General features: G+C 36.1%; 29 protein-coding genes, 1 tRNA gene and 1 pseudogene. 2 read left to right on the forward strand and 29 right to left on the reverse strand.

What is annotated here, in order from left to right:
* Nucleotides 1–45 precede the first annotated feature (45 nt).
* From K412_RS0106700 to K412_RS0106730, 7 genes and pseudogenes are all read right to left on the reverse strand, one after another.
* Nucleotides 46–447, reverse strand: a complete 402-nt coding sequence (locus tag K412_RS0106700; RefSeq protein ID WP_024832383.1) for a hypothetical protein — start codon at nt 445–447, stop codon at nt 46–48.
* Nucleotides 448–512: 65 nt separating this feature from the next.
* Entirely contained in the window at nt 513–755 is a 243-nt protein-coding gene (locus K412_RS0106705; RefSeq protein WP_024832384.1) for a hypothetical protein, read from the reverse strand.
* Nucleotides 756–777: 22 nt separating this feature from the next.
* A pseudogene (locus tag K412_RS22155) lies at nt 778–897 on the reverse strand (phage tail tube protein); the annotation flags it as partial.
* A gap of 21 nt (nt 898–918) precedes the next feature.
* Entirely contained in the window at nt 919–2,220 is a 1,302-nt protein-coding gene (locus tag K412_RS0106715) for a phage tail sheath family protein (RefSeq protein ID WP_024832385.1), read from the reverse strand.
* A 1-nt stretch (nt 2,221) separates the two neighbouring features.
* Nucleotides 2,222–2,422, reverse strand: coding sequence for a hypothetical protein (locus K412_RS0106720; RefSeq protein WP_024832386.1), 201 nt, complete (start codon nt 2,420–2,422; stop codon nt 2,222–2,224).
* Complete coding sequence (locus tag K412_RS22985; protein WP_034847270.1) at nt 2,419–2,859, reverse strand: phage tail terminator family protein; 441 nt, start codon at nt 2,857–2,859, stop codon at nt 2,419–2,421. The genes K412_RS0106720 and K412_RS22985 overlap by 4 nt, the downstream gene beginning before the upstream one ends.
* A 147-nt stretch (nt 2,860–3,006) precedes the next feature.
* Complete coding sequence (locus K412_RS0106730) at nt 3,007–3,462, reverse strand: hypothetical protein (protein ID WP_024832387.1); 456 nt, start codon at nt 3,460–3,462, stop codon at nt 3,007–3,009.
* 268 nt (nt 3,463–3,730) lie between these two features.
* Here K412_RS0106730 and K412_RS0106735 point away from each other — a divergent pair, with 268 nt between their 5' ends.
* A complete protein-coding gene (locus K412_RS0106735; RefSeq protein WP_024832388.1) occupies nt 3,731–4,057 on the forward strand; it encodes a helix-turn-helix domain-containing protein in 327 nt (108 codons plus the stop codon).
* Nucleotides 4,058–4,155: 98 nt separating this feature from the next.
* Here the strand turns inward: K412_RS0106735 and K412_RS0106740 are convergent.
* The 17 genes from K412_RS0106740 to purR form a co-directional block, all read right to left on the reverse strand.
* Nucleotides 4,156–4,244 (reverse strand) — tRNA-Leu (locus tag K412_RS0106740).
* Between the two features lie 93 nt (nt 4,245–4,337).
* Nucleotides 4,338–4,769 (reverse strand): S1 domain-containing RNA-binding protein, encoded by a 432-nt coding sequence (locus K412_RS0106745; RefSeq protein ID WP_024832389.1) that lies wholly within the window; start codon nt 4,767–4,769, stop codon nt 4,338–4,340.
* A gap of 119 nt (nt 4,770–4,888) precedes the next feature.
* The gene (locus K412_RS0106750; RefSeq protein WP_024832390.1) at nt 4,889–5,167 is read right to left on the reverse strand and encodes an FtsB family cell division protein; all 279 of its coding nucleotides are present in this window, start codon (nt 5,165–5,167) and stop codon (nt 4,889–4,891) included.
* 75 nt (nt 5,168–5,242) lie between these two features.
* Nucleotides 5,243–5,782: a spore cortex biosynthesis protein YabQ gene (gene yabQ, locus K412_RS0106755; RefSeq protein WP_024832391.1), complete on the reverse strand. Its 540-nt coding sequence runs from the start codon at nt 5,780–5,782 to the stop codon at nt 5,243–5,245.
* Between the two features lie 23 nt (nt 5,783–5,805).
* Nucleotides 5,806–6,090 (reverse strand): sporulation protein YabP, encoded by a 285-nt coding sequence (gene yabP / locus K412_RS0106760; RefSeq protein ID WP_024832392.1) that lies wholly within the window; start codon nt 6,088–6,090, stop codon nt 5,806–5,808.
* A gap of 130 nt (nt 6,091–6,220) precedes the next feature.
* Nucleotides 6,221–6,460: an RNA-binding S4 domain-containing protein gene (locus K412_RS0106765; RefSeq protein WP_024832393.1), complete on the reverse strand. Its 240-nt coding sequence runs from the start codon at nt 6,458–6,460 to the stop codon at nt 6,221–6,223.
* Between the two features lie 135 nt (nt 6,461–6,595).
* Nucleotides 6,596–6,871, reverse strand: coding sequence for an HU family DNA-binding protein (locus K412_RS0106770; RefSeq protein ID WP_024832394.1), 276 nt, complete (start codon nt 6,869–6,871; stop codon nt 6,596–6,598).
* Between the two features lie 45 nt (nt 6,872–6,916).
* Nucleotides 6,917–7,702 carry a nucleoside triphosphate pyrophosphohydrolase gene (gene mazG / locus K412_RS20575; RefSeq protein WP_034847273.1) on the reverse strand — a complete coding sequence of 262 codons (786 nt, stop codon included), beginning with the start codon at nt 7,700–7,702 and terminating at the stop codon, nt 6,917–6,919.
* Between the two features lie 111 nt (nt 7,703–7,813).
* Entirely contained in the window at nt 7,814–8,185 is a 372-nt protein-coding gene (locus K412_RS0106780; RefSeq protein ID WP_024832395.1) for a single-stranded DNA-binding protein, read from the reverse strand.
* 350 nt (nt 8,186–8,535) lie between these two features.
* Nucleotides 8,536–9,090 (reverse strand): stage V sporulation protein T, encoded by a 555-nt coding sequence (gene spoVT, locus K412_RS0106785; protein ID WP_014315278.1) that lies wholly within the window; start codon nt 9,088–9,090, stop codon nt 8,536–8,538.
* Nucleotides 9,091–9,290: 200 nt separating this feature from the next.
* Nucleotides 9,291–10,382, reverse strand: coding sequence for a peptidylprolyl isomerase (locus K412_RS0106790; RefSeq protein ID WP_024832396.1), 1,092 nt, complete (start codon nt 10,380–10,382; stop codon nt 9,291–9,293).
* Between the two features lie 84 nt (nt 10,383–10,466).
* The gene (gene mfd / locus K412_RS0106795; protein ID WP_024832397.1) at nt 10,467–13,991 is read right to left on the reverse strand and encodes a transcription-repair coupling factor; all 3,525 of its coding nucleotides are present in this window, start codon (nt 13,989–13,991) and stop codon (nt 10,467–10,469) included.
* 20 nt (nt 13,992–14,011) lie between these two features.
* Nucleotides 14,012–14,581 carry an aminoacyl-tRNA hydrolase gene (gene pth / locus K412_RS0106800; RefSeq protein WP_024832398.1) on the reverse strand — a complete coding sequence of 190 codons (570 nt, stop codon included), beginning with the start codon at nt 14,579–14,581 and terminating at the stop codon, nt 14,012–14,014.
* Nucleotides 14,582–14,678: 97 nt separating this feature from the next.
* Nucleotides 14,679–15,638 carry a ribose-phosphate diphosphokinase gene (locus K412_RS0106805; RefSeq protein ID WP_024832399.1) on the reverse strand — a complete coding sequence of 320 codons (960 nt, stop codon included), beginning with the start codon at nt 15,636–15,638 and terminating at the stop codon, nt 14,679–14,681.
* A gap of 39 nt (nt 15,639–15,677) precedes the next feature.
* Nucleotides 15,678–16,850, reverse strand: coding sequence for a UDP-N-acetylglucosamine pyrophosphorylase (locus K412_RS0106810; protein ID WP_024832400.1), 1,173 nt, complete (start codon nt 16,848–16,850; stop codon nt 15,678–15,680).
* A 191-nt stretch (nt 16,851–17,041) separates the two neighbouring features.
* Nucleotides 17,042–17,293, reverse strand: coding sequence for a septation regulator SpoVG (gene spoVG, locus K412_RS0106815; RefSeq protein WP_024832401.1), 252 nt, complete (start codon nt 17,291–17,293; stop codon nt 17,042–17,044).
* A 127-nt stretch (nt 17,294–17,420) separates the two neighbouring features.
* A complete protein-coding gene (gene purR / locus K412_RS0106820) occupies nt 17,421–18,233 on the reverse strand; it encodes a pur operon repressor (protein WP_024832402.1) in 813 nt (270 codons plus the stop codon).
* 286 nt (nt 18,234–18,519) lie between these two features.
* Between purR and murC the strand changes: the two genes are divergently transcribed.
* Nucleotides 18,520–19,923, forward strand: coding sequence for a UDP-N-acetylmuramate--L-alanine ligase (murC, locus tag K412_RS0106825; protein WP_024832403.1), 1,404 nt, complete (start codon nt 18,520–18,522; stop codon nt 19,921–19,923).
* A gap of 56 nt (nt 19,924–19,979) precedes the next feature.
* On the opposite strand, the gene fabZ is transcribed toward murC, so the two are convergent.
* The 5 genes from fabZ to K412_RS0106850 form a co-directional block, all read right to left on the reverse strand.
* On the reverse strand, nt 19,980–20,408 hold the full coding sequence (gene fabZ / locus K412_RS0106830; protein WP_024832404.1) for a 3-hydroxyacyl-ACP dehydratase FabZ: 429 nt from the start codon (nt 20,406–20,408) through the stop codon (nt 19,980–19,982).
* A 105-nt stretch (nt 20,409–20,513) separates the two neighbouring features.
* Nucleotides 20,514–21,665 carry a phosphodiester glycosidase family protein gene (locus tag K412_RS0106835; protein WP_024832405.1) on the reverse strand — a complete coding sequence of 384 codons (1,152 nt, stop codon included), beginning with the start codon at nt 21,663–21,665 and terminating at the stop codon, nt 20,514–20,516.
* Entirely contained in the window at nt 21,652–22,041 is a 390-nt protein-coding gene (locus tag K412_RS0106840; RefSeq protein ID WP_024832406.1) for a rod-binding protein, read from the reverse strand. The genes K412_RS0106835 and K412_RS0106840 overlap by 14 nt, the downstream gene beginning before the upstream one ends.
* Nucleotides 22,042–22,057: 16 nt before the next feature.
* Nucleotides 22,058–22,870: a flagellar hook-basal body protein gene (locus tag K412_RS0106845; protein WP_024832407.1), complete on the reverse strand. Its 813-nt coding sequence runs from the start codon at nt 22,868–22,870 to the stop codon at nt 22,058–22,060.
* A gap of 50 nt (nt 22,871–22,920) precedes the next feature.
* Nucleotides 22,921–23,718 carry a flagellar hook-basal body protein gene (locus tag K412_RS0106850; protein WP_024832408.1) on the reverse strand — a complete coding sequence of 266 codons (798 nt, stop codon included), beginning with the start codon at nt 23,716–23,718 and terminating at the stop codon, nt 22,921–22,923.
* Between the last annotated feature and the right edge of the window lie 51 nt (nt 23,719–23,769).

The raw sequence follows: 23,769 nt of genomic DNA on the forward strand, positions 1-23,769 counted from the left end.
TGGCTTTGGTACTATTTAAACGTAATTCAATTATATATTCCTTCCTTATACATTAGTAAATAATGGTGTATCAGTAACTATTCTAAAATAGGTATTATCTGATGAACCTATTCCAAAACTAGTAATTGTCCCTAAATTACTATCGCCTGAATGTGTCATCCTAAGTTTGTAATTTCGTTTCTGTAATAAGACATTGTTTACATAACTTCCGCAATTTATAAGTTTATTTGCTTCATCTGATGCAAAACATAAATCTTTCCATATATACAAAGGTGCTTCTGTAACAGGGTCTATAAGTTCAGCTTTAAAGTTGCGTTGATATATTTGGGAACCCGTCCGACTTGCTCTAAATGATAGGGTTGTAAAAAATATAGTCGCATTACATCTAAATGTAGGACTTGTCCAAACTCTATTTGACTCACTTATGGAAAAAGTCCATGATGGCATAAATTGAGTTACACCGCTAGAAATACTAGTGTTATAAAATATGTTTGTTGCTATGCCCGTATCTGTTAGAGATTCGGATGGACAAAAAAAACTTCACGTGCTGTTCCTGTAACTAATCCATTTTCAGTCCCAATAGTATAAGGTGCAATTACCTTATCCGCAGTTGCATTACCATATTCCCCCCCTTCACCCAATAACTGAAAATTTTCTCCATCGCTTATAAATGAATAAATGCCTGCTTTTGGCTTAAAATCTTCACCATTAGGTTTTTTTAAACGCCTTGCTGTTCCATCAGATGAAATATTCAAAGTAGCTAGTCCTGTGGTTGGTTTTTTCAACCTTTGCTTCAAGATTTATAGCCTGCATAAAATTATATCTTTTATCCTCTATAGTAACGTAACATTCTGCTAAAGATGCACTTACAGCATCCTTTCCATTCATTGTCTGCATATTCATCCGCTCCTTTTTTTATTATTGTACAACCGTTGTCATATAAAGCTGTTCCATAGAATTCATAATGGTAACAGCATCCTGAATTACTATAGCCCTTTTGCTGTCTCCCTTTGCAACAACGACATCTTCAGGCTTAAAATTTTCAATAGCCCTTATGCTTTGAAGCTCCTGATGATGTTTTACAACATCATTCCAGAAGGAGATTCTCCCCGCTGCATCATTTGGAACATTGCCGTTGTATTTAGTGTTAAACAGAACAGCAATATCGTTTGCAATCTGATCAAGAACCCTGATTGTCTGATTTCTTCCGAAATCGCTGTTCTTGTCATCGGTGTAAGATACATAGCTGTTGATATCCTCTAATACACGAATATCATCCCCAACCCTGTGAAGAATAAATTTCCCTTCTGAAACAGCAGATTCGAGCTCGCTTTGTCTAAAATCTGCATTAACAGTAAACTCACCGTCATATACTTTGTTTGTGTTGCTCTTATTTACCGGACATCCTGCTGACATGCCTGTTACCCAGTAAACCAATGCTGACGGAGTAGTTTCATCTGCAACATCGTTTTGAACATTAATAATACCTTCATAATCTGCCGGTGTTTTGTAAAGAACCGTCTGGAACTTAACTCCCGCTTCATCCCTCATTCTCTTTGTAAACTCAACAAACAAGTCTGTTATCTCTGGGGATGTTTCCAGACATCCAAGAGTATTAAAGGAATAGGACTCTATCTTGTCCAAGAAATTCTGATAATCCTCACCAGCAATATCTTCGCCGTTAGTCCCCCCAACCAGCTGTATTCCGCTTGTTAATTCAATTTCACTAACAATAAAATCAACAAAATTATTAGGAACAAGTTCCTCCATACTTGAAACCGTTTGAGAATCTACTCTAGTTAATCCCAAGAATGTCTGAACATCAAATTTGCTCGTATTATTAACATTCTGTGCAATAACAATTTTGAGATCATTTCCTTTTGTTCCTGAATATTTTGCAGTAGCATATTTACATGCGGCCTTCTGCCCTTTATTGAGCTTGTAAAAATATCCGGCTCTTATATGCCTGAATAAGTCTCTGAGCCCTTTTAATTTCTCATCCTTTAAGTCGTAACCGAAAAGTTTTAGGGAATCCTTACGAAAGCTGTCTGCATCTACTTTAAAAATCTCTCCGTCAACACCCCAATCAAGAATCAGCGGCATTGCCACATATCCCCTTTCACTTAATGCTGCCGTTGCTCTGGATGTGCTTACAAAATTAATGTAGCTTCCAGGTAAAACCTTGTTTTGCTTAAAAAAAGTTCCTCCTCCAAGTGCCATATTAATTCACCTTTCCTTTCAAAAAATTGTTTATTGAATTATCAACCTCATCAAAGCTGTACATTTTATTACTCTCAAGCAGCACATTTAACAAGTCCTTTCGGCCTGCGTACCGTTTGCAGGAAATAATCTGTTCCTTTGAAAAGATTGGTACTTCTGAAGCTTTTGCGTTATTATTCGATTTACTTTTCTTTAAATTCATACGAGATAATCACTCCTTTTTAGACCGCATTCCATAGCAATACTTTCCATAGTCTCTTCTGGCGGTGTTTCTTTATAAACATAGAAATTGTAATTAACGTAAAAATGCAACACACCCTCAACAACCTCGCAGCTCATTTTGGAGCCTCTGTACAAATCAGATTCTATTAAAATGGATTCCAATGTGTCATAGAGCCTATCTGCCGCCTGACAAATCTCTGTATTTTTGTTTGTTGTTCCAGGAACATATTTGATTGTGAATCGCTGTTCTCTGTAATACCTCCTACTTGTTATTTGCTTTTGACTGAAATTGTTAAGGGCAATAAAAAAGCAAGGTGTAACAATCCCCTGCTCCGTCTCTTCCTTATATACCGCAACTGAGCTACCAAAATTCTGGTTAAGCTTAGCTGCAATTGCATCAATAACTTCAATTAAAATACAAACCCCTCCCTGTTGTTTGAAATGTAATTAGCATGTAACTAACCTCCTCACTGACTTTTAGACAACAAAAAAGGAACCGGAATATTTATCCGCTCCCCATTTCAAGTTCCTTTTGCAATATTTTGTTGTCTCTTTTTACAAATACTATTTTACATCATATATGCTGGTATTTTTTGGTATTGTTTTTAGAAATTTATCATGTTTTTTTCTTACGGTCTCCCATGAGAAACTCATACATTCCCCAGTCTGCTCCCAAGTCAATCCGTCTATGTAGCGATAAACCATTATCTGTCTTATGGTACTGTCTTCAATACTTTCTATAAATTCATAGGCCTTGTTGACCTTTTCCATTAGACTTTGTGTTTTTAATCTTATTCGTATTCCAATTTCATTCCTCTCCTTAATACACTCCTCAGACATTTCCTCACGACCTATGATGGTAAAGGATCTTGGCAGATAGGGGAACTGTGCCATACTTCCTCTTACTTTGTCTGTAACAATGGTTTCCTGGTCTCCATAGCATAATTCCTGAAGCTTCTGAGTCAACTGCTTGATTTCTTTTTTTAACTTAATTATCTGACTTAATTCTTCTTTTATCATATTTGTCTCCTTTTTATAACCTGTGTCTGTTTTATTCCCATTTGGGAACATAGGGTTTATAGAACTTTTCTGATTAATTTATACATAGTATCCACAAGGGGATAAATCAACTTTCAAATGTAATAATGTCTCATATTGGGAACAATAAAATAATAACATCCTGACTATTCAATGTCAATGAAAAATTCTCCGTTTGGAAAATAAAATTTGCATTTGGGAACAAAAGATGTATAATATAATTGTTACGACTTACGCAGGAGGGTTTAAAATGGCATCTATTAATGAAAGAATAAAAGAGCTGAGAACCTCTAGAGGTTTTTCAGTTGATGAATTTGCAAAAATACTTGGCATTCATAGAAGTTCTGTTTATAGATATGAAGGAGAAAACGAAAAAGAGACTAGAGATGTCCCTATGAGTCTGGCTATATTAATTTCTAAAAAATTCAACGTAAGCCTTGATTGGCTTGGAGGCTTAACTGATACAAAGCAGCCGGAATTAAGTGCAAAAGAACTTACAGAAGTGTATTTCTCCCTAAATGAGGAAGCAAAAAAAGAGTTATTTAACTACGCAAATTATTTAAAAAGTAAAGTGTAAAAGGACGACATTTTAAAATAATTTAAATCAAAACCAAATGTATTATATAAGTCTCATAAAATAAATAAAGGACTGAGATTATATCTCAATCCTTTATTTGGTGCCGAAGACCGGAATCGAACCGGTACGGGGTGTTAGCCCCGCAGGATTTTAAGTCCTGTGCGTCTGCCAGTTCCGCCACTTCGGCATATCAAAATCAACCGGCGACTAGCTTATTATAATACTATATCATGCCAGATGTCAACACCTATTTGTCCAATTTTTTTATAAGTCATACAATTTAGTATTGTGCAGACTTTCTATATCCACTACTGCCACGTTTGGATTCGACACTTTTTTTCAGGTCATGCAATTTTTCATCGCTATCCTTCAGAAATTTTGCCAAACGGTCTTCAAAGGAAGCATTAGAGGAATTATTTTTCCCTGCATTCCAATCAAGCTCTACCGGCGGTCTGGATTTAACTATGGTGGGGTTTTCTTCAATAGCTTTTTTAATTGATAGACTTACCTTACCATTCGTATCAATAGATAAAACCTTAACTTTTACTATCTGATTTTCTTTTAGATGAGCACTAACATCTTTAACGTATTCTTGAGCTACTTCAGAAATGTGAACAAGTCCTGTTTTTCCTTCGGGTAGTTGGACGAATGCCCCAAATGCTGTAATACCAGTCACTTTACCCTCAACAATCTTACCTACTTCAAGTGGCATAAAATAAGAAATCCTCCTCAACAACAGCCATAGATAAGCAATCATAATGTACAAAATATTGTACATTGCTTAAAAGCAATTCGATTATATATCATATAATATAATCCGTCAAGCAATTGTTACTTATTGGTGTCTATATAAATTTTCTCACCATCTTTAACATATCCAAGCTTATCTCTTGCAATCTTTTCAGCAAATTCCTCTGTATTTATCAGAGACTTTTGTTTCTCCAACTGCTGTTTTTTTACTTCCTCAGAATGAATATTTGCTTTCAAAGCAGATAACTTTGAATTACCTGCCTCCAGCAACGACTGTTGATGGTAAACGGTATATACAAAGTAGCAAAATGCAGCAATTAAAATAAACGTCCATACAGTGAATTTCTTTCGTTTTTTCATTGTTTTTCCTCGTAAGATATTATCTTTGATATGTTATTTCTTATATTCTATATGTCGGCTAAAACTCCTTCTACATTAAGTCTTTTTTCGAACTTTTCTTATAAATCTATCCCAAAGCTTTGCCTTTTTAATTCTGGTCTGCGCTGCCCCTTTTGCCTTATGCACCGCTTTTCCAAATACCCGGAATAACAATCTGCCCAATTTCCCAAAACATCTCCCCATAAACCTTAAGGGTACTGATATAATTTTATAAATTAATTTGAAAGGATAAGTTACCACCCTCCAAATAAATAATACTATTCTTTTGATAAAATTAATAACCATCATTGAAGAAGCAATTACAAATTTGCTAAAAAGAGATAAATATAAAATAACTCCAAGGATATTTCCTATAAAAATAAAACCTCTCATCTGTCCATCATTACTGTTATATACAGTTAAAAACACAATAATTGCAGACAGCAGCCAGAAAATTATATCTTCCACGCTGAGAATTATTACATTTGTCTTAATTGCTCTTCTTTTTATTCTTAAAATATCATATAAAAAAGCTAAAACTCCACCCGCCAAAACAGCATAAAAAAATATGTATACCTGTTCAACAATTAAATTCATTAGCTACCACAAGCCCTTATATTTTATTTAAACATTTTACCGAAAAAAGACTTAGACTTGCCGGTTTCTCCATCACTGTATTCAAGTGAGAAAATATCTCCATCCACAACAAGCTCATTAGAATCAAGGTTCAGTTTGCTAATGTGCAGTTCTGCTCCCCTAATAATAAGAACACCTAATTCAGTTACTGCTATAATACTTTCTTCATTAAAACTCTCTACGTCAATTACCCCTGTTACACGTAACTTCTCCCTGTTATCAAGGGTAATGGTTTGATTCATAGGTTTTACAGTCTTTTTATCTTCCATAAATCCAGCCTCCCTATTGTATCCATCATAAATCCCATTAATTATATATGCCTGTACAATATGAAAAAGAACATTAAAAAAGGATTTAATCTACCTCTTACGGTTGATTAAACCCTTTATTTATTAATGCTTATATTAGCATGTACATTTCTTTTGCATCATCTTTTGCAACATGCTCTGTTATACGTGTTATTTCAATTTTAGTTGTGTTGTTTCCAAATTGAATTTCAACTATGTCTCCAACTTTTACTTCTGAGCCGGGTTTGGCTACTCTATCATTTATTTTAACTCTTCCTTGCTCACAAACCTCATTGGCTACTGTCCGTCGTTTGATTAGTCTGCTAACTTTTAAGTACTTGTCTATTCTCATTTTAACCTCCACATTCTGATATGTATCATATTAGCTGATACACCAAAACCAATTGTCCCGTAATTAATTAAAAGGATTACAAGTTCAACCAGGGAAGCGTAACTTTTTGCTCCCCTTGCTGAAACTTGCCAGGTACTATTTGTTAATCATTTCCTTTAAGTCTTTTCCGGCCTTAAATACAGGAGCTTTACTCTCCGGAATACTAATTTCCTCCATTGTTTGTGGGTTTCTGCCTTTTCTGGCTGCTCTCTGTTTTACTTCAAATGATCCAAAGCCAATAAGCTGAACCTTGTCCCCACTGGTCAACGCTTCTTCTATGCTTTCCAGCATTGCATTTAAAGCTCTATCTGAGTCTTTTTTTGAAAGTCCCGACTTCTCTGCCATTTTGTCTACCAATTCCGACTTATTCATTAGTAATTCCTCCCATTTGGTTACTACATTATGATTTTATCCATTTTACTCACATTTATTCATTTTAGCCTCATTCCACAACTCATCCATTTCTGAAAGGGTCATATCATTTAAATCTTTTCCAAGTTCTGCTGCTTTTTTCTCTATATACTCGAATCTTTTAATAAATTTATTTGTAGATTGGGTTAGCGATAATTCGGGATGAACTTTGCAAAAGCGGGACAAATTTACTACTGAAAAAAATAAATCACCCATTTCTTCTTCAATTCCAGCTTTATTGGAGTTTACTACTTCTTTCTCCAGTTCGTCTATTTCCTCTCTTATTTTTGCAAAAACATCGGATGTCTTATCCCAGTCAAATCCCACTTGGGCCGCCTTTTGCTGAACCTTGTAGCTTCTCATAAGTGCAGGCAGGTTTTTAGGAACATCCTCAAGTACTGAGGCTTGGCTTACAAGTCCTTTTTCCTTTTTCTTTATTTCTTCCCAGTTCACAAGAACTTGGTCAGAGGTATCGGCCTTTACATTTCCAAAAACATGAGGGTGACGGTGAATAAGCTTATCACAGATGCCATTAATCACGTCATCCATGGTAAAATCTCCGTTCTCCTCTGCTATAACCCCATGAAAGACCACCTGTAAAAGTACATCTCCAAGTTCTTCAACCATCTTCTTCTTATCCTTTAAATCTACTGCTTCAAGGTACTCATAAGTTTCCTCTATGAAATACCTCTTTAAACTTTCATATGTCTGCTCACGGTCCCAAGGGCAACCGTTCTCACTTCGCAGAGTCTTCATAATATCTATTAATCTATCCAATTTAACTTCACTCATATTAATTCTCCAATTGCCTGTATACGTATTTTCCTTTTCTTGTTATTATACTACATTTTCAGCATTATAACCATGACATATGCAAATGAAGACTAATATATTCAATTATCGTTAAAGAGCCTCCTCTTCTATATCTTCTATTTCCTGTTCATCGAAATCCTTTTGCTTTGCATCAGCAAAAAACACCCTGTCTGCAACAACTTCCGTAACATAGTGCCTATTTTTTTCTTCATCCTCCCAAACCCTGGTATGTATGCTTCCCTGAAGGGCTATACGATGGCCTTTTGAAAAATACTTACTTGCAAACTCTGCGGTTTTTCCCCACGTAACAATAGGAATAAAATCCGCAGTTTTATCATTTGTCACCTTTCTAGGATCCCTATCTACAGCCAAAGTAAAAGAACCCACTGCCCTCATTTTCTTGGTTGTGTACCTAAGATCAACATCTTTTGTTAACCTTCCTACAAGACTGACATTATTCATAAAAAAATCCTCCTTTGCTCCATTTATAAGGAACATATTTTATTACAGCAACCATTTTCACGCTGCTGCAGGTGTGCAAATGCCGGACTTGTGAAAATAAGGTTGACATGTTCAAGCTATTAATAGAAATTTAAGAAACAAAAATCTAAGAATTGGTGCCTTTAATTTGATTTTATTTTTGAGAAACTTTTGATAAAAAAGAAAGTTTTTAGAAAATTTTACTTACAAAAGAAATTATATATTTAACATTACTACCTGTCAACTGTTAAATATAAATGGGAGGATTGATAATAATCCCCCCTAAACAAAATAAATTATATTTAAATAAAAATAACCTATTGACCTATGCACTATTGTTCCATTTGTTTTCCTAAAAACCCTGCTGCTGATTGAGCAAGCTTTGCTTCAACTTCTCCCATTCTTACATTTGCATCCGTAGAAAGCATTATTACAGCTCCTATCGGATCACCTTCTGAAATAATTGGCGAAACAACCTGGGAGGTATATTTTCTTTCACCATTTTCTTCTGCCAAAATTGAAATCGACTTTTCTTCAGGAGATTTTATAAGTAATGTTGTTTTCTCCTCTATAGTTTTCTCAACATCAGAGCTAAGTTGTTTTTCAAGAAATTCTTTTTTTGATGCACCGGATACTGCAATTACCGTATCTCTGTCAGTAATACATGTAATGTGCCCACTAGTTTTATGCAGTGACTCTGCATACTGTGTTGCAAAATCACTAAGTTCTCCAATCGGAGAATATTTCTTTAAAATAACCTCCCCTTCCTTATCTGTAAATATTTCTAGAGGATCTCCCTCTCTAATTCTCAAGGTTCTTCTTATTTCTTTTGGTATTACAACTCTTCCTAAATCGTCTATACGTCTAACTATCCCAGTTGCTTTCAAAGTATATTACCTCCTTAATAGGTTATTTTAGTCTTATTATTGTTTTGTTGATGATTTTTTATACATAATTGGTAGTGCAATTAGATACAACCATTTTCTAGATATATTTTAAGTCGTAAAAAGGGACTGACTGCACAACTATTGGTTATGCATCCAGTCCCTTTTATTTTTTACAAAAGTAGTAGTATATATTAGTATAATTATTTGTATAGGGTTTTATCAATTTTTGCTAAAGCATCTTCATCTTTCTTAAGCGGGAACTCTTTCTTCCAGCTGTCTAATTTCTTTGTTAGGAATTCTTCGTTAAATTTGTTATTCAGGATTGTTGACTTTATAGTGTCTTTAACATCATCAAACTTGGTTTCTTCTCTTTTTTCAAATCTCATAACATGATATCCGTATGAAGTTTCAACAATACCGGTATCTCCTGCCTTGTGGTTTGCAAATGCCCATTCTTCAAATTGTGACACCATTTCACCCTTACCAAAGGTATAAACACCTTTGTTATTTACAGTACCGTCTTGAGCCTTATCATCGGAGTTCTTCTCAGCAAGTTCCTGCATGTCAGCACCTTCTTGGATTTGCTTCAAAAGGTTTTCTGCCTTTTCCTTAGCTTCTTTCTTCTTACCCTCAGTAAAAGCTGCACCTGTTTGCAAATCCTGTGTTGCAACAAGTATATGTGTTACGGTTACTTTATCATAGTCAGCTTTATGCTCATCATATTGCTTCTTAATCTCATCGTCAGTTACTTTGATTTTGTTTCTTTCGCTTTCAATGTATTTCTGTGACAAAACAAGCTCTTTGTAAACTTCTTTGTAATCATTCAGAGATACACCATAATCATTTTTTAACTGCTTTTCGGCTTCTGCCCTGCTTCCGCCGGCATTTTGAATTCTTTGATTGATTGCTGCTTCAATATTATCCAAATCTGCTTTTTCAAGCTTGATACCAGCTTCTTTTGCCTTGATTAGCTGAATTTTGATTTCCTGAATACTATCGAGTGTAGCTTTCTTGATTTGTTCTTTTGCTGTACTTCCTTGATACTTCTGATTCCAATCAAAATTTGTAGAATCTTGAGTTTGTGCGTTCTGAAGGAATGAACTCATATTGAACTTTGACAATACCATGTATTCCTCTTTTGAAATGCTCAAATCTCCTACTTTTCCAACATCTCCTGAAGACATACTAAAAATAACGACTACAGCTATTACTGCAACTACCAGTATAGCCGCAATAATTCCTATAATCAGCCCTTTTGATGTCTTTTTCACTTTAGCGTTTTCGTTTTCCAAAGGTAATCTCTCCCCATTTTTTTATTCAAAACCTAATTTGTAACCTGAATTTTACAAATTACTTTCGATTATAATTATATTCAATTATCCATTAGACTGCAATTCAATAATGTATTGTAACAAAATCTTAATATTTGCCAAATTTTCTCTTCCCGATGAATTTATTAACTTAAATGACAAATAAGGGTTGCTGCTAGCATTAAGCATAATCCTTCTAGGGTACTTATCCATAAGCACTCCCAGATATTTCGATACTGCTGAAGCAGATTTACTAAGAGCAAACAAAATTGTATCATCCTTCTGTGAAATGCCAATAAATCCGCACTCCACAGCAAGTGCTTTGATATATGCAATGTCCATTAGATTTTCCACTTCTTCGGGAATGTCTCCATACCTGTCAATTAGTTCATCTCGTAAATCAATTACATCATTTTCATTCTGTATTGCAGCAATTTTCTTATACATGTCAATTTTCTGCTCTTCTGAGCTTATATATTCATCATCAATATATGCATTAACATTTATGTCAACTGTCATTTCCTCGTCCGTCGTGCGTACTTCTTTTCCACTTAGTTCCTGAACCGCTTCATCCAGCAGTTTACAGTACATTTCATAACCAACTGTTTCCAAATGGCCATGTTGCTCCGGACCCAGTAAGTTTCCCGCACCTCTTATTTCAAGATCACGCATGGCTATTCTAAAACCTGAACCGAATTCAGTAAACTCTTTAATAGCCTGAAGTCTTTTTTCTGCTACCTCAGACAGAACCTTGTCCTTCTTATATGTGATGTAGGCATATGCAAGCCTGTTGGATCTTCCAACCCTACCTCTAATTTGATAAAGCTGAGATAAACCCATTTTGTCGGCATCCTCTACAATAATGGTATTAACATTTGGCATATCAAGCCCCGACTCAATAATAGTAGTACATACAAGCACGTCATACTCTCCGTTTATAAAACCGTACATTACATCTTCCAGTTCTTTTTCGTTCATTTGTCCATGGGCAATTGCAACTCTGGCTTCAGGAATCATCGCCCTGATTTCCTGTGCTTTTAAGTCAATGCCTCTTACCCGGTTATACATATAGAAAACCTGACCGTTTCTGGCCATTTCACGAATTATACCATCACGGATAAGTTCCATATTATATTCCATAACGTATGTCTGAACAGGGTATCTTTCTTCCGGAGGGTCCTCCAAAACGCTGATATCCCTTATTCCAACCAACGACATGTGAAGTGTTCTGGGAATAGGTGTAGCCGTCAAAGTTAGTACATCAACATTCGGTTTTAGGGCTTTAAGCTTTTCTTTGTGGGTTACGCCGAAGCGTTGTTCCTCATCTACTACTAGTAGTCCAAGATCCTTAAATTCAATATCCTTTTGCAGAAGTCTATGTGTACCTATAAGTATATCTGTGTTTCCTGCCTTTACGGATTTTACAATTTTCTTCTGTTCCGCTGGAGTCCTGAATCTGCTCATTACATCCACGGTTACCGGAAAGTCGCTCATCCTCTTTTTAAAGTTTTCGTACAGCTGTTGAGCTAAAATAGTAGTTGGCGCAAGATATGCTACCTGTTTCCCATCCATGACTGCCTTGAATACAGCTCTTATAGCGACTTCTGTTTTTCCATAGCCAACATCTCCACAAAGAAGTCTGTCCATAAGTCTATCCGATTCCATATCCTTTTTTATTTCATCAATACATTTAAGCTGGTCATCGGTTTCCTGATACGGGAATAACTCTTCAAATTGCCTTTGCCAAACAGTATCTTTACAAAAGGCATGGCCTTTTGCAGACTGTCTTTGGGCATATAGCTTTATCAGTTCCGCCGCAAGCTGCTGCAAAGATTCCTTTACACGACTTTTTGTTTTTGCCCACTCAGTTCCACCAAGCTTATTGACTTTAGGAGTCTTTCCTTCTGAACCAATATATTTTTGAAGCAAATCCAGCTGGTTAGTGGGAATGTAAAGAAAATCTCCCTCTTGATACCGAATTTTAAGATAATCCCGTTTAACGTCACCTACACTAAGCTTTTCAATACCTATATACTGACCTATGCCGTGGGCCTGATGTACAACAAAGTCGCCAACATTTAAATCAGAAAATGCCTTTATTTTGTTGCCCGCTCTCTTTGCCTTTGCTTTCTTTATTCTTTTATCTTGACCAAAAACCTCAATATCACTTATTACTACAAAAGCAGCCGTTGGGTATTCAAAGCCTTTTTGCAAACTACCATGAGTTACAACAACCTCTCCGTTCTGTATCCTATACTCGGAATTATCTTTGTAACTGGAGGAAATCTCATTTGTTGCAAGGGTTTCAACCAACCTGTGTCCTCTGCCGCTAGGGCCTGAAAGAACTATAATTTTATATTCCTTTTTTCTAAACTGTCCTATGTCATCCACAAGTAAATCTATATGATTTTGGTATGAGTTCCCTGATTTACATGGTATCGATATCTGGTTATATGGCCTGATAAGGGAGTTGTTAGCTGAAAGGGCGGACAATGTTACAGTCCTCAAATTCAAAATCCGATCTACTATTGTGTCTATGGAAAATGCCCATTCTGCGCCTTTAGGCAGAATACCGCCTTTTTCCATCAGGCTCTTTGCAAGTTCTTCATGTTCCAGCTGAACATTCTCAATTCTTTGGGTTATCCTAAGGGTTTCATCCAGAATTATTATTGATTCACTCTCAATGTAGTCTATTATAGAAGCAGGAGTTTCTAATATATACGGAAGGTATCTGTCAATACCCGGAAAATAATGGTGCTCAATCAGGTTATCTATATCTTCTTCAACACGCTTTGATATATTTATAACAACTTCACTGTTGTCCTTCTGCTTTAGCTTTTTAACGTAGTCCGCCAAATCTTTTTTTATCTTTAAAATTATTATTTCCTTTGATTTTTCCCTGTAAACTACATCTCTCGCAGGAGGAATTCTGCAATGGTCAATTGAGTCGGTAGACCTCTGTGTGGTTTCATCAAAGTACCTGATAGAATCAACTTCAGTATCAAATAATTCAATACGTACCGGATGTTCGCTATTTATACCAAAAACATCTATAATTCCTCCGCGGACAGCAAACTGGGCTTTTCCCTCGACAGTTTCAACTCTTTCATAGCCATACAGAACAAGCTTAGCGACCAGTTCATCAAGGTCTATTTGTGAGCCTAAGGAGAAATCTATAACTCCTCCTCTAAAGAGTTCGACAGGTGAAATCATCTGTATAAGTGCTTCAGCGGACATTACAATCAGCTTGTAATTTCCCTCTAAGCACCTCAGCAGGGTTTTTGATCTCTGATATATTATATCGTTGCTTCTGGCCTCTATATTATAAAGCATAGTCTCTTTTGGAGGGTAATACAAAACATCGTCCCCCAGAAAAAAGGCAAAATCTTCATAAGCTCGTCTGGCCTGCATTTCATTGTACGTTATATACAGTCCTCTTCTCTGTAAATGAGTACATAGGGAATATATCAGATGCACTTTTTGAGAATCTGATGGCCCGGTAACCGATACAGGCCCTTTCCCCTCACGCACGTTCGTTAAAAGGGTATTATATTCATCTATTTTCAAGAGAGGGTCTGTAAAAAAATTCATTCTGCACCTCCGGCTTTTGATTATTTATTAAAGTTGTTCATTGCCTTTTCCGGGCCGCTTTGCGTTATCATTACTGCTGCTTGTGCCGCTTTTTCAATACTTTGGTCAATTATCTGTCTATCCTCTTTAGAGAATTTACTAAGAACATAATCAGCCAAATCCCATTTTTCCGGTGCTCTTCCGATACCGATTCTCACTCTTGGAAATCGGTCATCCTGTAATTGGTATATTATGGATTTCATGCCATTGTGAGTGCCGGAACTGCCTTTAGGTCTTACTCTTATTCTGCCCGGTTCAAGATCAATATCATCATATATTACTATTAATCTTTCAATAGGAAGCTTGTACCAGTCAACTATTTCCCTAACACTTTCCCCACTCAGGTTCATAAAAGTTTGAGGCTTTACAAGAATGGTTCTGACTCCCTCTATATCACCTTCTCCGTATACCGCCTTAAAACCGATTTTGGATAGTTTTATATTATACTTGGCTGATATATAATCTATAGCATCAAATCCAACGTTATGTCTTGTATTTACGAATTTAGTGCCTGGGTTGCCAAGCCCCACAAGAAGATATACATCTCCCATCTTTGCCGCCTCCTATCATTTGCATATAAAATATTCATGCCTAAAAGGGCGGTTCCTAAAAAGAACCGCCCCAGAAAATCAAATTCAAATATATAGCTTATATCTGTGTAAACAATGTACTAATAGATATATCACCATATATTCTTTCTATAGCTTCAGCAAAAACTCCTGCTACAGACAAGGACTTAATCTTGTCAATTTTCTTTTCTTCGCTTAATGTTATAGTATTTAATGTAACCAACTCTTTTATTGCAGATTCACTAATTCTCTGAATCGCAGGCCCCGAAAGCACACCATGTGTACAGCTTGCGTATACTTCCTTTGCACCAGCCTCTATAAGAGCATTAGCTCCGTTGACAATAGTCCCTCCTGTATCAATCATATCATCAACAAGGATTACCTTTTTATTTCTTATGTCACCTATTATATTCATTACTTCTGAAACATTTGCCTTAGGACGTCTCTTATCGATTATAGCCAACGGGCAATCCAGTCTTTCAGCAACCTTTCTAGACCTTGTAACACTGCCTACGTCAGGAGAAACGACTACAACATCCTCCAGGCTGGCAAATTTCTCCTTGAAATATTCGGCAATAATAGGTAGACCCAAAAGATGATCCACAGGTATATCAAAAAATCCTTGTATCTGTGGAGCGTGCAAATCCATAGTAAGTATTCTGTCTGCTCCGGCTATTGTTAAAAGATTTGCAACAAGTTTGGCAGAAATAGGATCTCTTGCCCTTGCCTTTCTGTCCTGTCTGGCATACCCAAAGTACGGAATAACTGCTGTAATTCTACCTGCTGAAGCTCTTTTTACAGCATCAATCATAACCAAAAGCTCCATAAGATTATCATTTATCGGCTGACAAGTGGATTGAATGATAAACACATCTGAACCTCTTACTACTTCACCGATATTAACAGCTGTTTCTCCGTCACTAAACCTTCCAACGTTCGCAATACCTACGGGTATTCCAATTTTTTCAGCTATTTCATCAGCTAAAGGCTTATTAGAATTACCTGTAAATATCTTAATATCCTTTCCGTGCAGATTCATTTCAATTCTCCTTTATATTACATTTATATTATTGTGTGTTTATTTTCGCTTTAAATCCTTCTTTGTAACCCAATCCTGCTTTATCGTCTGTCTTTGACGTGCTATTGCCAGAGAATTTTCAGGCACTTCCTCTGTTATGGTTGAACCTGCAGCAATATACGCATCATTTTTTACAACAACAGGCGATACAAGATTTACATTACATCCTATAAATGAATTATCTCCAACAATTGTCTTGTTTTTGTTCTTTCCGTCATAATTTACAAAAACAACGCCACATCCTATATTAACATTTGAACCTACCTCGGCATCACCAACATATGTCAGATGTGAGATTTTAGTTCTGTCTCCGATAACTGATTTTTTAATTTCAACAAAATCTCCGATTTTAACGTTCTTGCCCACATTACTTCCCGGTCTCAGATATGCAAATGGTCCCACATGAGTCTCATCTCCGATGGAGCTGTCATATGCAACTGAATTTGCTACTTCAACATTATTTCCAATCTTACAGTTGACAATTCTTGAGTTAGGACCAATTATGGAGCCCTCACCCACAACTGTATTTCCCTCTATTATGGTATTTGGCATAATTATAGTATCCTCGCCGATAACCGCACCTGCATCTATAAAAGTAGATGAGGGATCCATTACAGTAACACCTGACAGCATAACCTTTTTCAATATAACGGATTTGATTTCCCCTATAGCAATTGAAAGAGCTTCCCTGTCATCGACCACAATAAATTGAGTTTTATCTTCAGAAGATATCTTGTTTTTGTTTTGAAATGATTGGAATATTTGGGCAATGTTAAACTTTGAAAATGATTGAATACCTAATTCATTTATACGGCCTAGAAAGTTTTTGCTTTTAAACACATAGACCGAAGCTTTCCCATTACAGGAAATAATAGCTGTCGCGTCGTTCCCCTCTGATGTATGTTTTTCCAGTAAATGCCTGAAAGTATCGGCCAGTATCAGTGGCTGGTCTCCCCAGTTTATTATAAAATTCTCCGAATTTCCGATTAAATCCTTTGCTCTGCATATATCATCAGAATTTATTGATTGAGCTTCACCTGTAATTTCAGCTAATGCAGACCCGGACCACTGTAATACACTTTGGCCAAGTACACTATGGTTTTCTACAGGTTTTTTTGATTTAAACGTACTACTATTACTGTCTGTAATGACTAATCCAATAATTTTATTCATTATTTAGCCCCCACTGTATTTTACAGGATATATTCTCTCATTTTTATCATATAATTTCAACCCGTTAATATAACTAAAATTTAGCCATAAATAATTCTCATTATATTACATTTATAGTACTATATGTAATCGGGTGACATAAAAAAAGATACCTTTTACAGTATCTTTTTTGTTCTTGGAATCAATGCTTTCTATGAATTCTTATAGCTTTCAAGAATAGCAGTTTGAAGTTTTTCTCTAGCCGCAGCATTTATAGGATGTGCGATATCTCTGAATTCACCGTCCGGTGTTTTCCTGCTGGGCATTGCAATAAATAGGCCGCTCTGACTTTCGATTACTTTGATGTCGTGTACAACAAACTCATTGTTGAATGTTACAGAAACTACTGCTTTCATTTTTCCTTCAGTTTCAATTTTTCTGATTCTGATATCTGTGATTTCCATATTGGCGAACCCTCCAAGAAGTATTATGTTTTAAATACAATATTCGCCATAAATGCTAAAAATCCTTCTTTTTGTACATTATTTTTACATATTTTTGGTTTATTTTACATCACTTTATGTTTTCCGGCTAAATATTAGGCTTTATGTCGATGGAATTATTCTCCTGCATCTTAGATGTATTAAGTTTCATCAAAGAATAGTAATTTTCTACAAGTTTTTTATCCGGCACACTTGTTTCTATCACAACTCCAATTCCAACTACCTCACTGTCAAACTGGTTTGCCAATTCAATAATGCCTTTTGAAGTTCCTCCGGCCTTCATAAAGTCATCTATAAATAGTATCTTTGAATTTCGCTTTAATGATTTCATAGGAAGTACCATTGTCTGTATCTTCTTTGCTGAACCGGATGCATAGTTAATGTTTACAGATGCTCCATCAGTGGCTTCGTTATAGTGTCTTACTATTACCAACGGAACGTTAAGGTACTGTGCAGTTGCAAAAGCAATTGGTATCCCCTTTGTTTCCACCGTAATAACACAATCTAGCTCCAAACCTGAAAATCTGGTAGCAAACATCATTGCCATTTTGTTAACCCATTCGGGGTTATAAATAATATCCAGCATATATAAAAACCCCCCAGAGAGTATTCTATCCGGGTGAGATAATTCTTTTGCAAGTTCTTCCAAAGTTTCATGTATAGCCTTTTCGCCCATAAATGGAACATATTTAACTCCACCTGAAGCTCCAGATATAGTACAAATATTTCCCATTGAGTTCTTACTAAATGTTTTTTGCAGTAATTCCAGGTCCTCACTTATTGTAGATTTTGCAGAACCGAACATTTCCGAAAAATATCCAAGTGTAAATATCTTGTTCGGATTGTCGCACAAAGTTTTGATTATAACTGAAATCCTTTCATTTCTTTGGATTTTATCCATAAAATCTCCCCACATCTTTAGTTTACATCATAGCTATTATACAATAATATAATGAATAATAAAACTTAAATTACAATCATAATTCGGATTAAATCATTTTATCTAATATTTATCCCATATACATCATACAATATGTAGAAGATGTTATAGCTGTAAAATTGATTAAATATATATATTCCTTTTACATTTATATGAAAATATTGTATTATCTTTTTTAGTAGAACTTACTTTATGTAGAATTCTCTAACAAATTTTTATTTAGCAATACAACAAGGGAGTGTTTTCTTTGAATAATAATTCAAACATTTTAGATTCTGAAAAAATCAGGCGTATCCATTTTATAGGAATCGGCGGATCCAGCATGAGCGGTCTTGCCGAAATTCTTTTGGCAAAAGGCTACCATGTATCAGGCTCTGATATTAAGTCTTCCAGTGCAACTCAAAAACTTGAGAGCAAAGGTGCTGAAATATTTATAGGGCATCGTGCCGAAAATATTACAGAACCAGACCTTATTGTTTATACTGTTGCCGTTAAAGAGGATAACCCTGAAATGATCCGTTCAAAAGAGCTGGGTATCCCTGTCATAGACCGTGCCGAGCTTTTAGGACTCCTCATGAAAAAGCATTCCTTTGGAATTGCCGTTGCAGGCACTCATGGCAAAACTACCACAACCTCAATGATAACAACAATAATGCTGGAGGCAAATACAGATCCTACAGCGCATATCGGAGGTGAACTGGACTGCATAGGAGGTAATACCCGCATCGGAAGCTCTGAATATTTTATAACCGAAGCATGTGAATATTATGGAAGCTTTTTAAAATTCCACCCTTTTATGGCAGTAGTTTTAAATATTGAAATAGATCATGTGGATTACTTCCGTGATTTAGATCATATTAAGTCAACCTTTGGTGAATTTGTTTCTCTAGTTCCTAATAACGGTTATATTATAGCCTGCGCTGATGATGAAAATACTCTTTCCGTTGTCAGCAAAAGAGATTGTAATATTGTAACTTATGGATTAAAGAACAAGGATGCTATTTGGACTGCAAAAAATATAACATACAATAGCATGGGCTGTGCTTCTTTTGACGTATATAAAGAGGGTATAAAAATGGGAAATATCTCTCTATCAGTTCCGGGCCCTCACAATGTAAGCAATTCTCTTGCTGCTATTGCCGCAGCACACACTTGCGGATGCAGTATGGAAGACATAGCATATGGACTTTCTAAATTCGGCGGAAGTCACAAGCGATTTGAGTTAAAAGGCTTAGTTGATAACATTAAGGTTATTGATGATTATGCTCACCATCCTTCTGAAGTTCAGGCTACTCTAAAAGCAGCCAAAAGCAGCGAGCATAATAAAATATGGTGTGTTTTTCAGCCCCACACCTATACACGAACAAGAGCCTTTTTGAATCAATTTTCAGAATCTTTTGGAGAAGCTGATAACATAATAATAACTGATATATACGCTGCCCGGGAAAAAGACACCGGAGATATCCATGCTAAAATGCTTGCAGAAAGAATTCGAGAGAAAGGCAGCAATGCAGTTTATATAAGTGATTTTCAGGACATAGCTGAGTATCTTGATAAAAATGCTCAACCTGGAGATCTCATTCTCACAATGGGGGCGGGAGATATAGTAAGATGTGGTGAGATGTTCTTGAACCTAAGAGCAAATAAGTAACGTCAGTAAAACAACCTCTTGGAGCTTAATCCAAGAGGTTGTTTTTTATTTTAAATTTATGCCTTAGTCATTGCAAACTTGATTTCCCCTTGTGCTGCAATCTTACCGTCTACACTTGCCTTAACCTTTGCCTTGGTAACTCCAAGCTTACTCGTTAGAATCTCAGCTTCCAAGGTAAGAACATCCCCAGGCATTACTTGATTTTTAAATTTCATTTCTTCAATTCCAGCAAATACACCTAATTTACCTTTGTTTTCTTCCAAAACAGCAACAGCTATCCCTGCTGCCTGTGCCAAAGCCTCTACTATCAACACACCTGGCATTATTGGATATTCTGGAAAATGTCCTTGAAAAAACGGCTCATTACTAGAAACATTCTTTACTGCAACTACTTTTTTCCCCGGTTCAAGTTCTATAACTTTATCAACCAGTAAAAACGGATACCTGTGGGGTAATAATTCCCTGATTTCTTTATTTGTAAGCATATGTCCTCCAATTATCTTTTAATACACATAATTATGACTAGGTAATATATTCGACTATATAATCCAAAAATCCTTTTATCTTATAAATTTTTACACCAAAGTCATTTATTTAATCTTTACTATAAAGCACCCTGCTACCGGTCTCTCAATGCCTTCATAGGAAGGTCTGTTTCGGAGGCTGCCGTTTATAATCATCTGTGAAGAAGCTCCTCCGTCCAGCATTGCCGCATCCTTTACTCCTATTTTAATCAGATATTCACCCATTTCTTTGCCTGTCATTCCTTCACTGTATCCCGGCTGACGTCCATCAGATACCAGCATAATTATTTTGCCGTCTGTCTTAATACCGATAATGGTTCTAGGATCTCGATTGCTTAGAGTACCTGCCCATTTATCACGTTCAGGAACTACTAATTTTCCATCTTTGACAAGCATACTTCCACATTCATATGCTTGGTAGTGGTATCCCAAATATGGCTCTATCCTAATATCGACTGTATCCCCTGCTTGTAAACCCATTTTTTCAGGCAGGTTAGCTTTATCACCATAAAAGCTAATAACATTGGCATCTTTCTTCATTTTAACTTCTTTTGCATACTCTATTACCGCTGTTATTGTGTTATCCTCAACAATTATTGATGTATTTTTTATTTCAGCTCTGTTTGTGCTTCCAAATTTGTAATTATATAGAATAATATCGTTATCTTTACCTATCCTGTTCATATCATTTATCTTGACTTTATTACCATTATGCTCTAGATAAATATTTGAATAAAAAGTATCGAATCTGGCTCCTTTTTTATCAACAATTAGCACAGGGCTCATTCCCGTTGAAGCAGTCAGCATATGTCCATCTATTGCTACCATGCCTGCAGGATCACCATATTGATAAAAAAACCCTCCGTTAACTGCTGCATATGCTCCATTTCTTTTGCAAATGTCAGATAATTTTTCAAAGCCAAATATATTATCAAATGACAATGCCGGCTTGAATTCAACTCTCTCATCTCTTGGATCAAACTCCAGCATATAAATTTCCTGCTTACACTCGTTTATGGTTTCTGTTACATGTTTATATTGAACAGGTGAAGGCACCACTGAATTTGATGATGCAACCGATGAACTCAAAGTATTATAAGCATTCTCTGAAATATTATTATCTTGGAAAAATAAAAATTGTCCTACATAAATTAACATGAAGGACAATGCGAAAAACAATCCAATATTTATAATCAGTTTCTGATTATTTCTTTTCATCAAATACTCCTCCGGTAACTGAGGCAGAATCTTCTTGTTTATACTTTCTTGACAACTGCTTGTACATCATATCACCTAAGCCAATTCCCCTTTTTGATGCAACTTCACAAAGCTGGTCATCAAGCATTGAATTGTATATATCAGAAGCAGTGTCACTTCCAAGATAATCCGATTTTGGTACCGTAGCTTTCATCTGTTTATAAAGCATGCTTATAAACAGGCTTTCAAACTCATGACACACTTCTTTTAATTCACTGTCATCGCCTTTATCAGCAGCCTCTCTAAGCCGTTTTTCAAAACTGTCCTCAGAGACTTTGGAGCTGGTACTTTTGGCAGTATCAAATACATTTTTTGAATTAATGCTTCCTACTTCCATTATATTCACCTATTTTCTATCTTCTCAAATTATTTGCTATCTGAAGCATATCGTCAGAAGATTGTATTGCTTTTGAGCTAACTTCGTATGCTCTCTGCGCAACAATAAGCTTTACCATTTCGTCAACAACCTGAACATTAGAAGATTCAAGAAAACCCTGCTTCATGATACTCTTAGCATTTTCAACTTCAGTAACCTGTACAGGTTCTCCAGTTGCTGAATTGCTTGAGTAAAGGTTGTTTCCTACCGCTTCTAATGCGTACTTGTTAGGGAAAATTACCATGCCTATAGTCTGATCCATAGGAATGCTAACGCCTTCTGCATCTTTATAGCTCATCTCTCCAAGGGGAGATACTGAAAGTTCTGAAATATTTACTTCAGGGTCGAATAGTATCTCTTCTCCTGAACTGTCTAAAACAGCGTATCCATCGGATGTAGTGAGTCTCTTCATACCATCCTCTGTAATACTTAGCTTAAAGGAACCATCCCTTGTATACTGAACAATTCCTTGTGGCCCCATTATAGTGAAGAAGCCTTCACCATCTATAGCAAAATCAAGATTGGAACCTGTCTGCTCAGGAGTACCATTATCAAAGTTTCTCACTGTGGAGCTTACCACCGTTCCATGTCCTACCTGAAGATTCACAGGCTTTCCGGCATCATTTAGAACATATGCCCTATCCATTGTCTGGTACAGGAGGTCCTTGAATTCTGCTTTTTCCTTTTTATATCCAGTGGTATTAACATTTGCAAGATTATTTGAAATAACATCTACATTGAACTGTTGAGCCTTCATTCCTGAACCGGCTGTATATAATGCTCTCATCATAGCCTTTAACCCTCCAAAGAAATTTAAAATATATGTCTATCGGAATCTAATTATCTAACCAAACCTACTTCATTTACTGCTTTTTCTAACGTTCCATCCTGAGCTTGCAGCACTTTCTGGTTTGCCTCATAAGCTCTCATAACAGTTATCATGTCAACCATCTCATCTATAACATTAACATTTGACTGTTCATCGTACCCCTGAATAACTGAACCTGTAAACTCTACTATCTCGCTTCCGTTATTCTGAACCAAATTATTTCCAAACTTTCTTAATTGAGTTGAATCTGAAAACTGTGCAATACGAAGAGTATCAACAATAGCTCCATTCTGCATTATGTTACCTTTGCTGTCAACTGTGAAATCACCTGGTTTAAGGGTTATAGGTCCTTTTTTACCTAATACAGCATATCCATCCCCTGTTACCAGCTGATTGTTGGCATTAAGAGAAAAAGAGCCATTTTTTGTATAGAACTCCTGCATTGTGTTATCCTGTGGATTAATTACTCCTACAGTGAAAAATGCAGGACTTGCTGTCTCACCCGTATTATTATCTTGTATTGCCAGGTCGTATCTGTCTCCGGTCTGCACCATCTGACCTTGAGTGTAATACGTATATACTTCTCCGACATCACTACTGAGTTCCATTGTACCAACAACAGCTGATGGATTGGTGGGACTCTGTGTGTCGTTAATTCTCCTTGTTAAAATTTCAGGAAAACTCTGATAAACTACTGTATCCTTCTTGTATGCCGTAGTATTGACATTTGCCATATTATTTGTGATAACGTCTAGTTTTTTTTGATTTGCCAGCATACTCCACGCAGAAGTATATAACCCTCTAATCATAAGATATCTCCTTATGTAAATTCATTACTCTATATATCGGCAGCTATAATG

This window comes from Ruminiclostridium josui JCM 17888 (genome assembly GCF_000526495.1).
GTDB classification, from domain to species: Bacteria; Bacillota; Clostridia; order Acetivibrionales; family DSM-1351; genus Ruminiclostridium; species Ruminiclostridium josui.

What these genes read in the sequence shown, in the direction of transcription:
- K412_RS0106700 (WP_024832383.1), bottom strand. Translation starts at nt 447, where the DNA reads ATGCCATCATGGACTTTTTCCATAAGTGAGTCAAATAGAGTTTGGACA.
- K412_RS0106715 (WP_024832385.1), bottom strand. Translation starts at nt 2,220, where the DNA reads ATGGCACTTGGAGGAGGAACTTTTTTTAAGCAAAACAAGGTTTTACCT.
- K412_RS0106720 (WP_024832386.1), bottom strand. Translation starts at nt 2,422, where the DNA reads ATGAATTTAAAGAAAAGTAAATCGAATAATAACGCAAAAGCTTCAGAA.
- K412_RS0106730 (WP_024832387.1), bottom strand. Translation starts at nt 3,462, where the DNA reads ATGATAAAAGAAGAATTAAGTCAGATAATTAAGTTAAAAAAAGAAATC.
- K412_RS0106735 (WP_024832388.1), top strand. Translation starts at nt 3,731, where the DNA reads ATGGCATCTATTAATGAAAGAATAAAAGAGCTGAGAACCTCTAGAGGT.
- K412_RS0106745 (WP_024832389.1), bottom strand. Translation starts at nt 4,769, where the DNA reads ATGCCACTTGAAGTAGGTAAGATTGTTGAGGGTAAAGTGACTGGTATT.
- K412_RS0106750 (WP_024832390.1), bottom strand. Translation starts at nt 5,167, where the DNA reads ATGAAAAAACGAAAGAAATTCACTGTATGGACGTTTATTTTAATTGCT.
- yabQ (WP_024832391.1), bottom strand. Translation starts at nt 5,782, where the DNA reads ATGAATTTAATTGTTGAACAGGTATACATATTTTTTTATGCTGTTTTG.
- yabP (WP_024832392.1), bottom strand. Translation starts at nt 6,090, where the DNA reads ATGGAAGATAAAAAGACTGTAAAACCTATGAATCAAACCATTACCCTT.
- K412_RS0106765 (WP_024832393.1), bottom strand. Translation starts at nt 6,460, where the DNA reads ATGAGAATAGACAAGTACTTAAAAGTTAGCAGACTAATCAAACGACGG.
- K412_RS0106770 (WP_024832394.1), bottom strand. Translation starts at nt 6,871, where the DNA reads ATGAATAAGTCGGAATTGGTAGACAAAATGGCAGAGAAGTCGGGACTT.
- mazG (WP_034847273.1), bottom strand. Translation starts at nt 7,702, where the DNA reads ATGAGTGAAGTTAAATTGGATAGATTAATAGATATTATGAAGACTCTG.
- K412_RS0106780 (WP_024832395.1), bottom strand. Translation starts at nt 8,185, where the DNA reads ATGAATAATGTCAGTCTTGTAGGAAGGTTAACAAAAGATGTTGATCTT.
- mfd (WP_024832397.1), bottom strand. Translation starts at nt 13,991, where the DNA reads ATGAATTTTTTTACAGACCCTCTCTTGAAAATAGATGAATATAATACC.
- pth (WP_024832398.1), bottom strand. Translation starts at nt 14,581, where the DNA reads ATGGGAGATGTATATCTTCTTGTGGGGCTTGGCAACCCAGGCACTAAA.
- K412_RS0106805 (WP_024832399.1), bottom strand. Translation starts at nt 15,638, where the DNA reads ATGAATCTGCACGGAAAGGATATTAAGATATTTACAGGTAATTCTAAT.
- K412_RS0106810 (WP_024832400.1), bottom strand. Translation starts at nt 16,850, where the DNA reads ATGAATAAAATTATTGGATTAGTCATTACAGACAGTAATAGTAGTACG.
- spoVG (WP_024832401.1), bottom strand. Translation starts at nt 17,293, where the DNA reads ATGGAAATCACAGATATCAGAATCAGAAAAATTGAAACTGAAGGAAAA.
- purR (WP_024832402.1), bottom strand. Translation starts at nt 18,233, where the DNA reads ATGGATAAAATCCAAAGAAATGAAAGGATTTCAGTTATAATCAAAACT.
- fabZ (WP_024832404.1), bottom strand. Translation starts at nt 20,408, where the DNA reads ATGCTTACAAATAAAGAAATCAGGGAATTATTACCCCACAGGTATCCG.
- K412_RS0106835 (WP_024832405.1), bottom strand. Translation starts at nt 21,665, where the DNA reads ATGAAAAGAAATAATCAGAAACTGATTATAAATATTGGATTGTTTTTC.
- K412_RS0106840 (WP_024832406.1), bottom strand. Translation starts at nt 22,041, where the DNA reads ATGGAAGTAGGAAGCATTAATTCAAAAAATGTATTTGATACTGCCAAA.
- K412_RS0106845 (WP_024832407.1), bottom strand. Translation starts at nt 22,870, where the DNA reads ATGATGAGAGCATTATATACAGCCGGTTCAGGAATGAAGGCTCAACAG.
- K412_RS0106850 (WP_024832408.1), bottom strand. Translation starts at nt 23,718, where the DNA reads ATGATTAGAGGGTTATATACTTCTGCGTGGAGTATGCTGGCAAATCAA.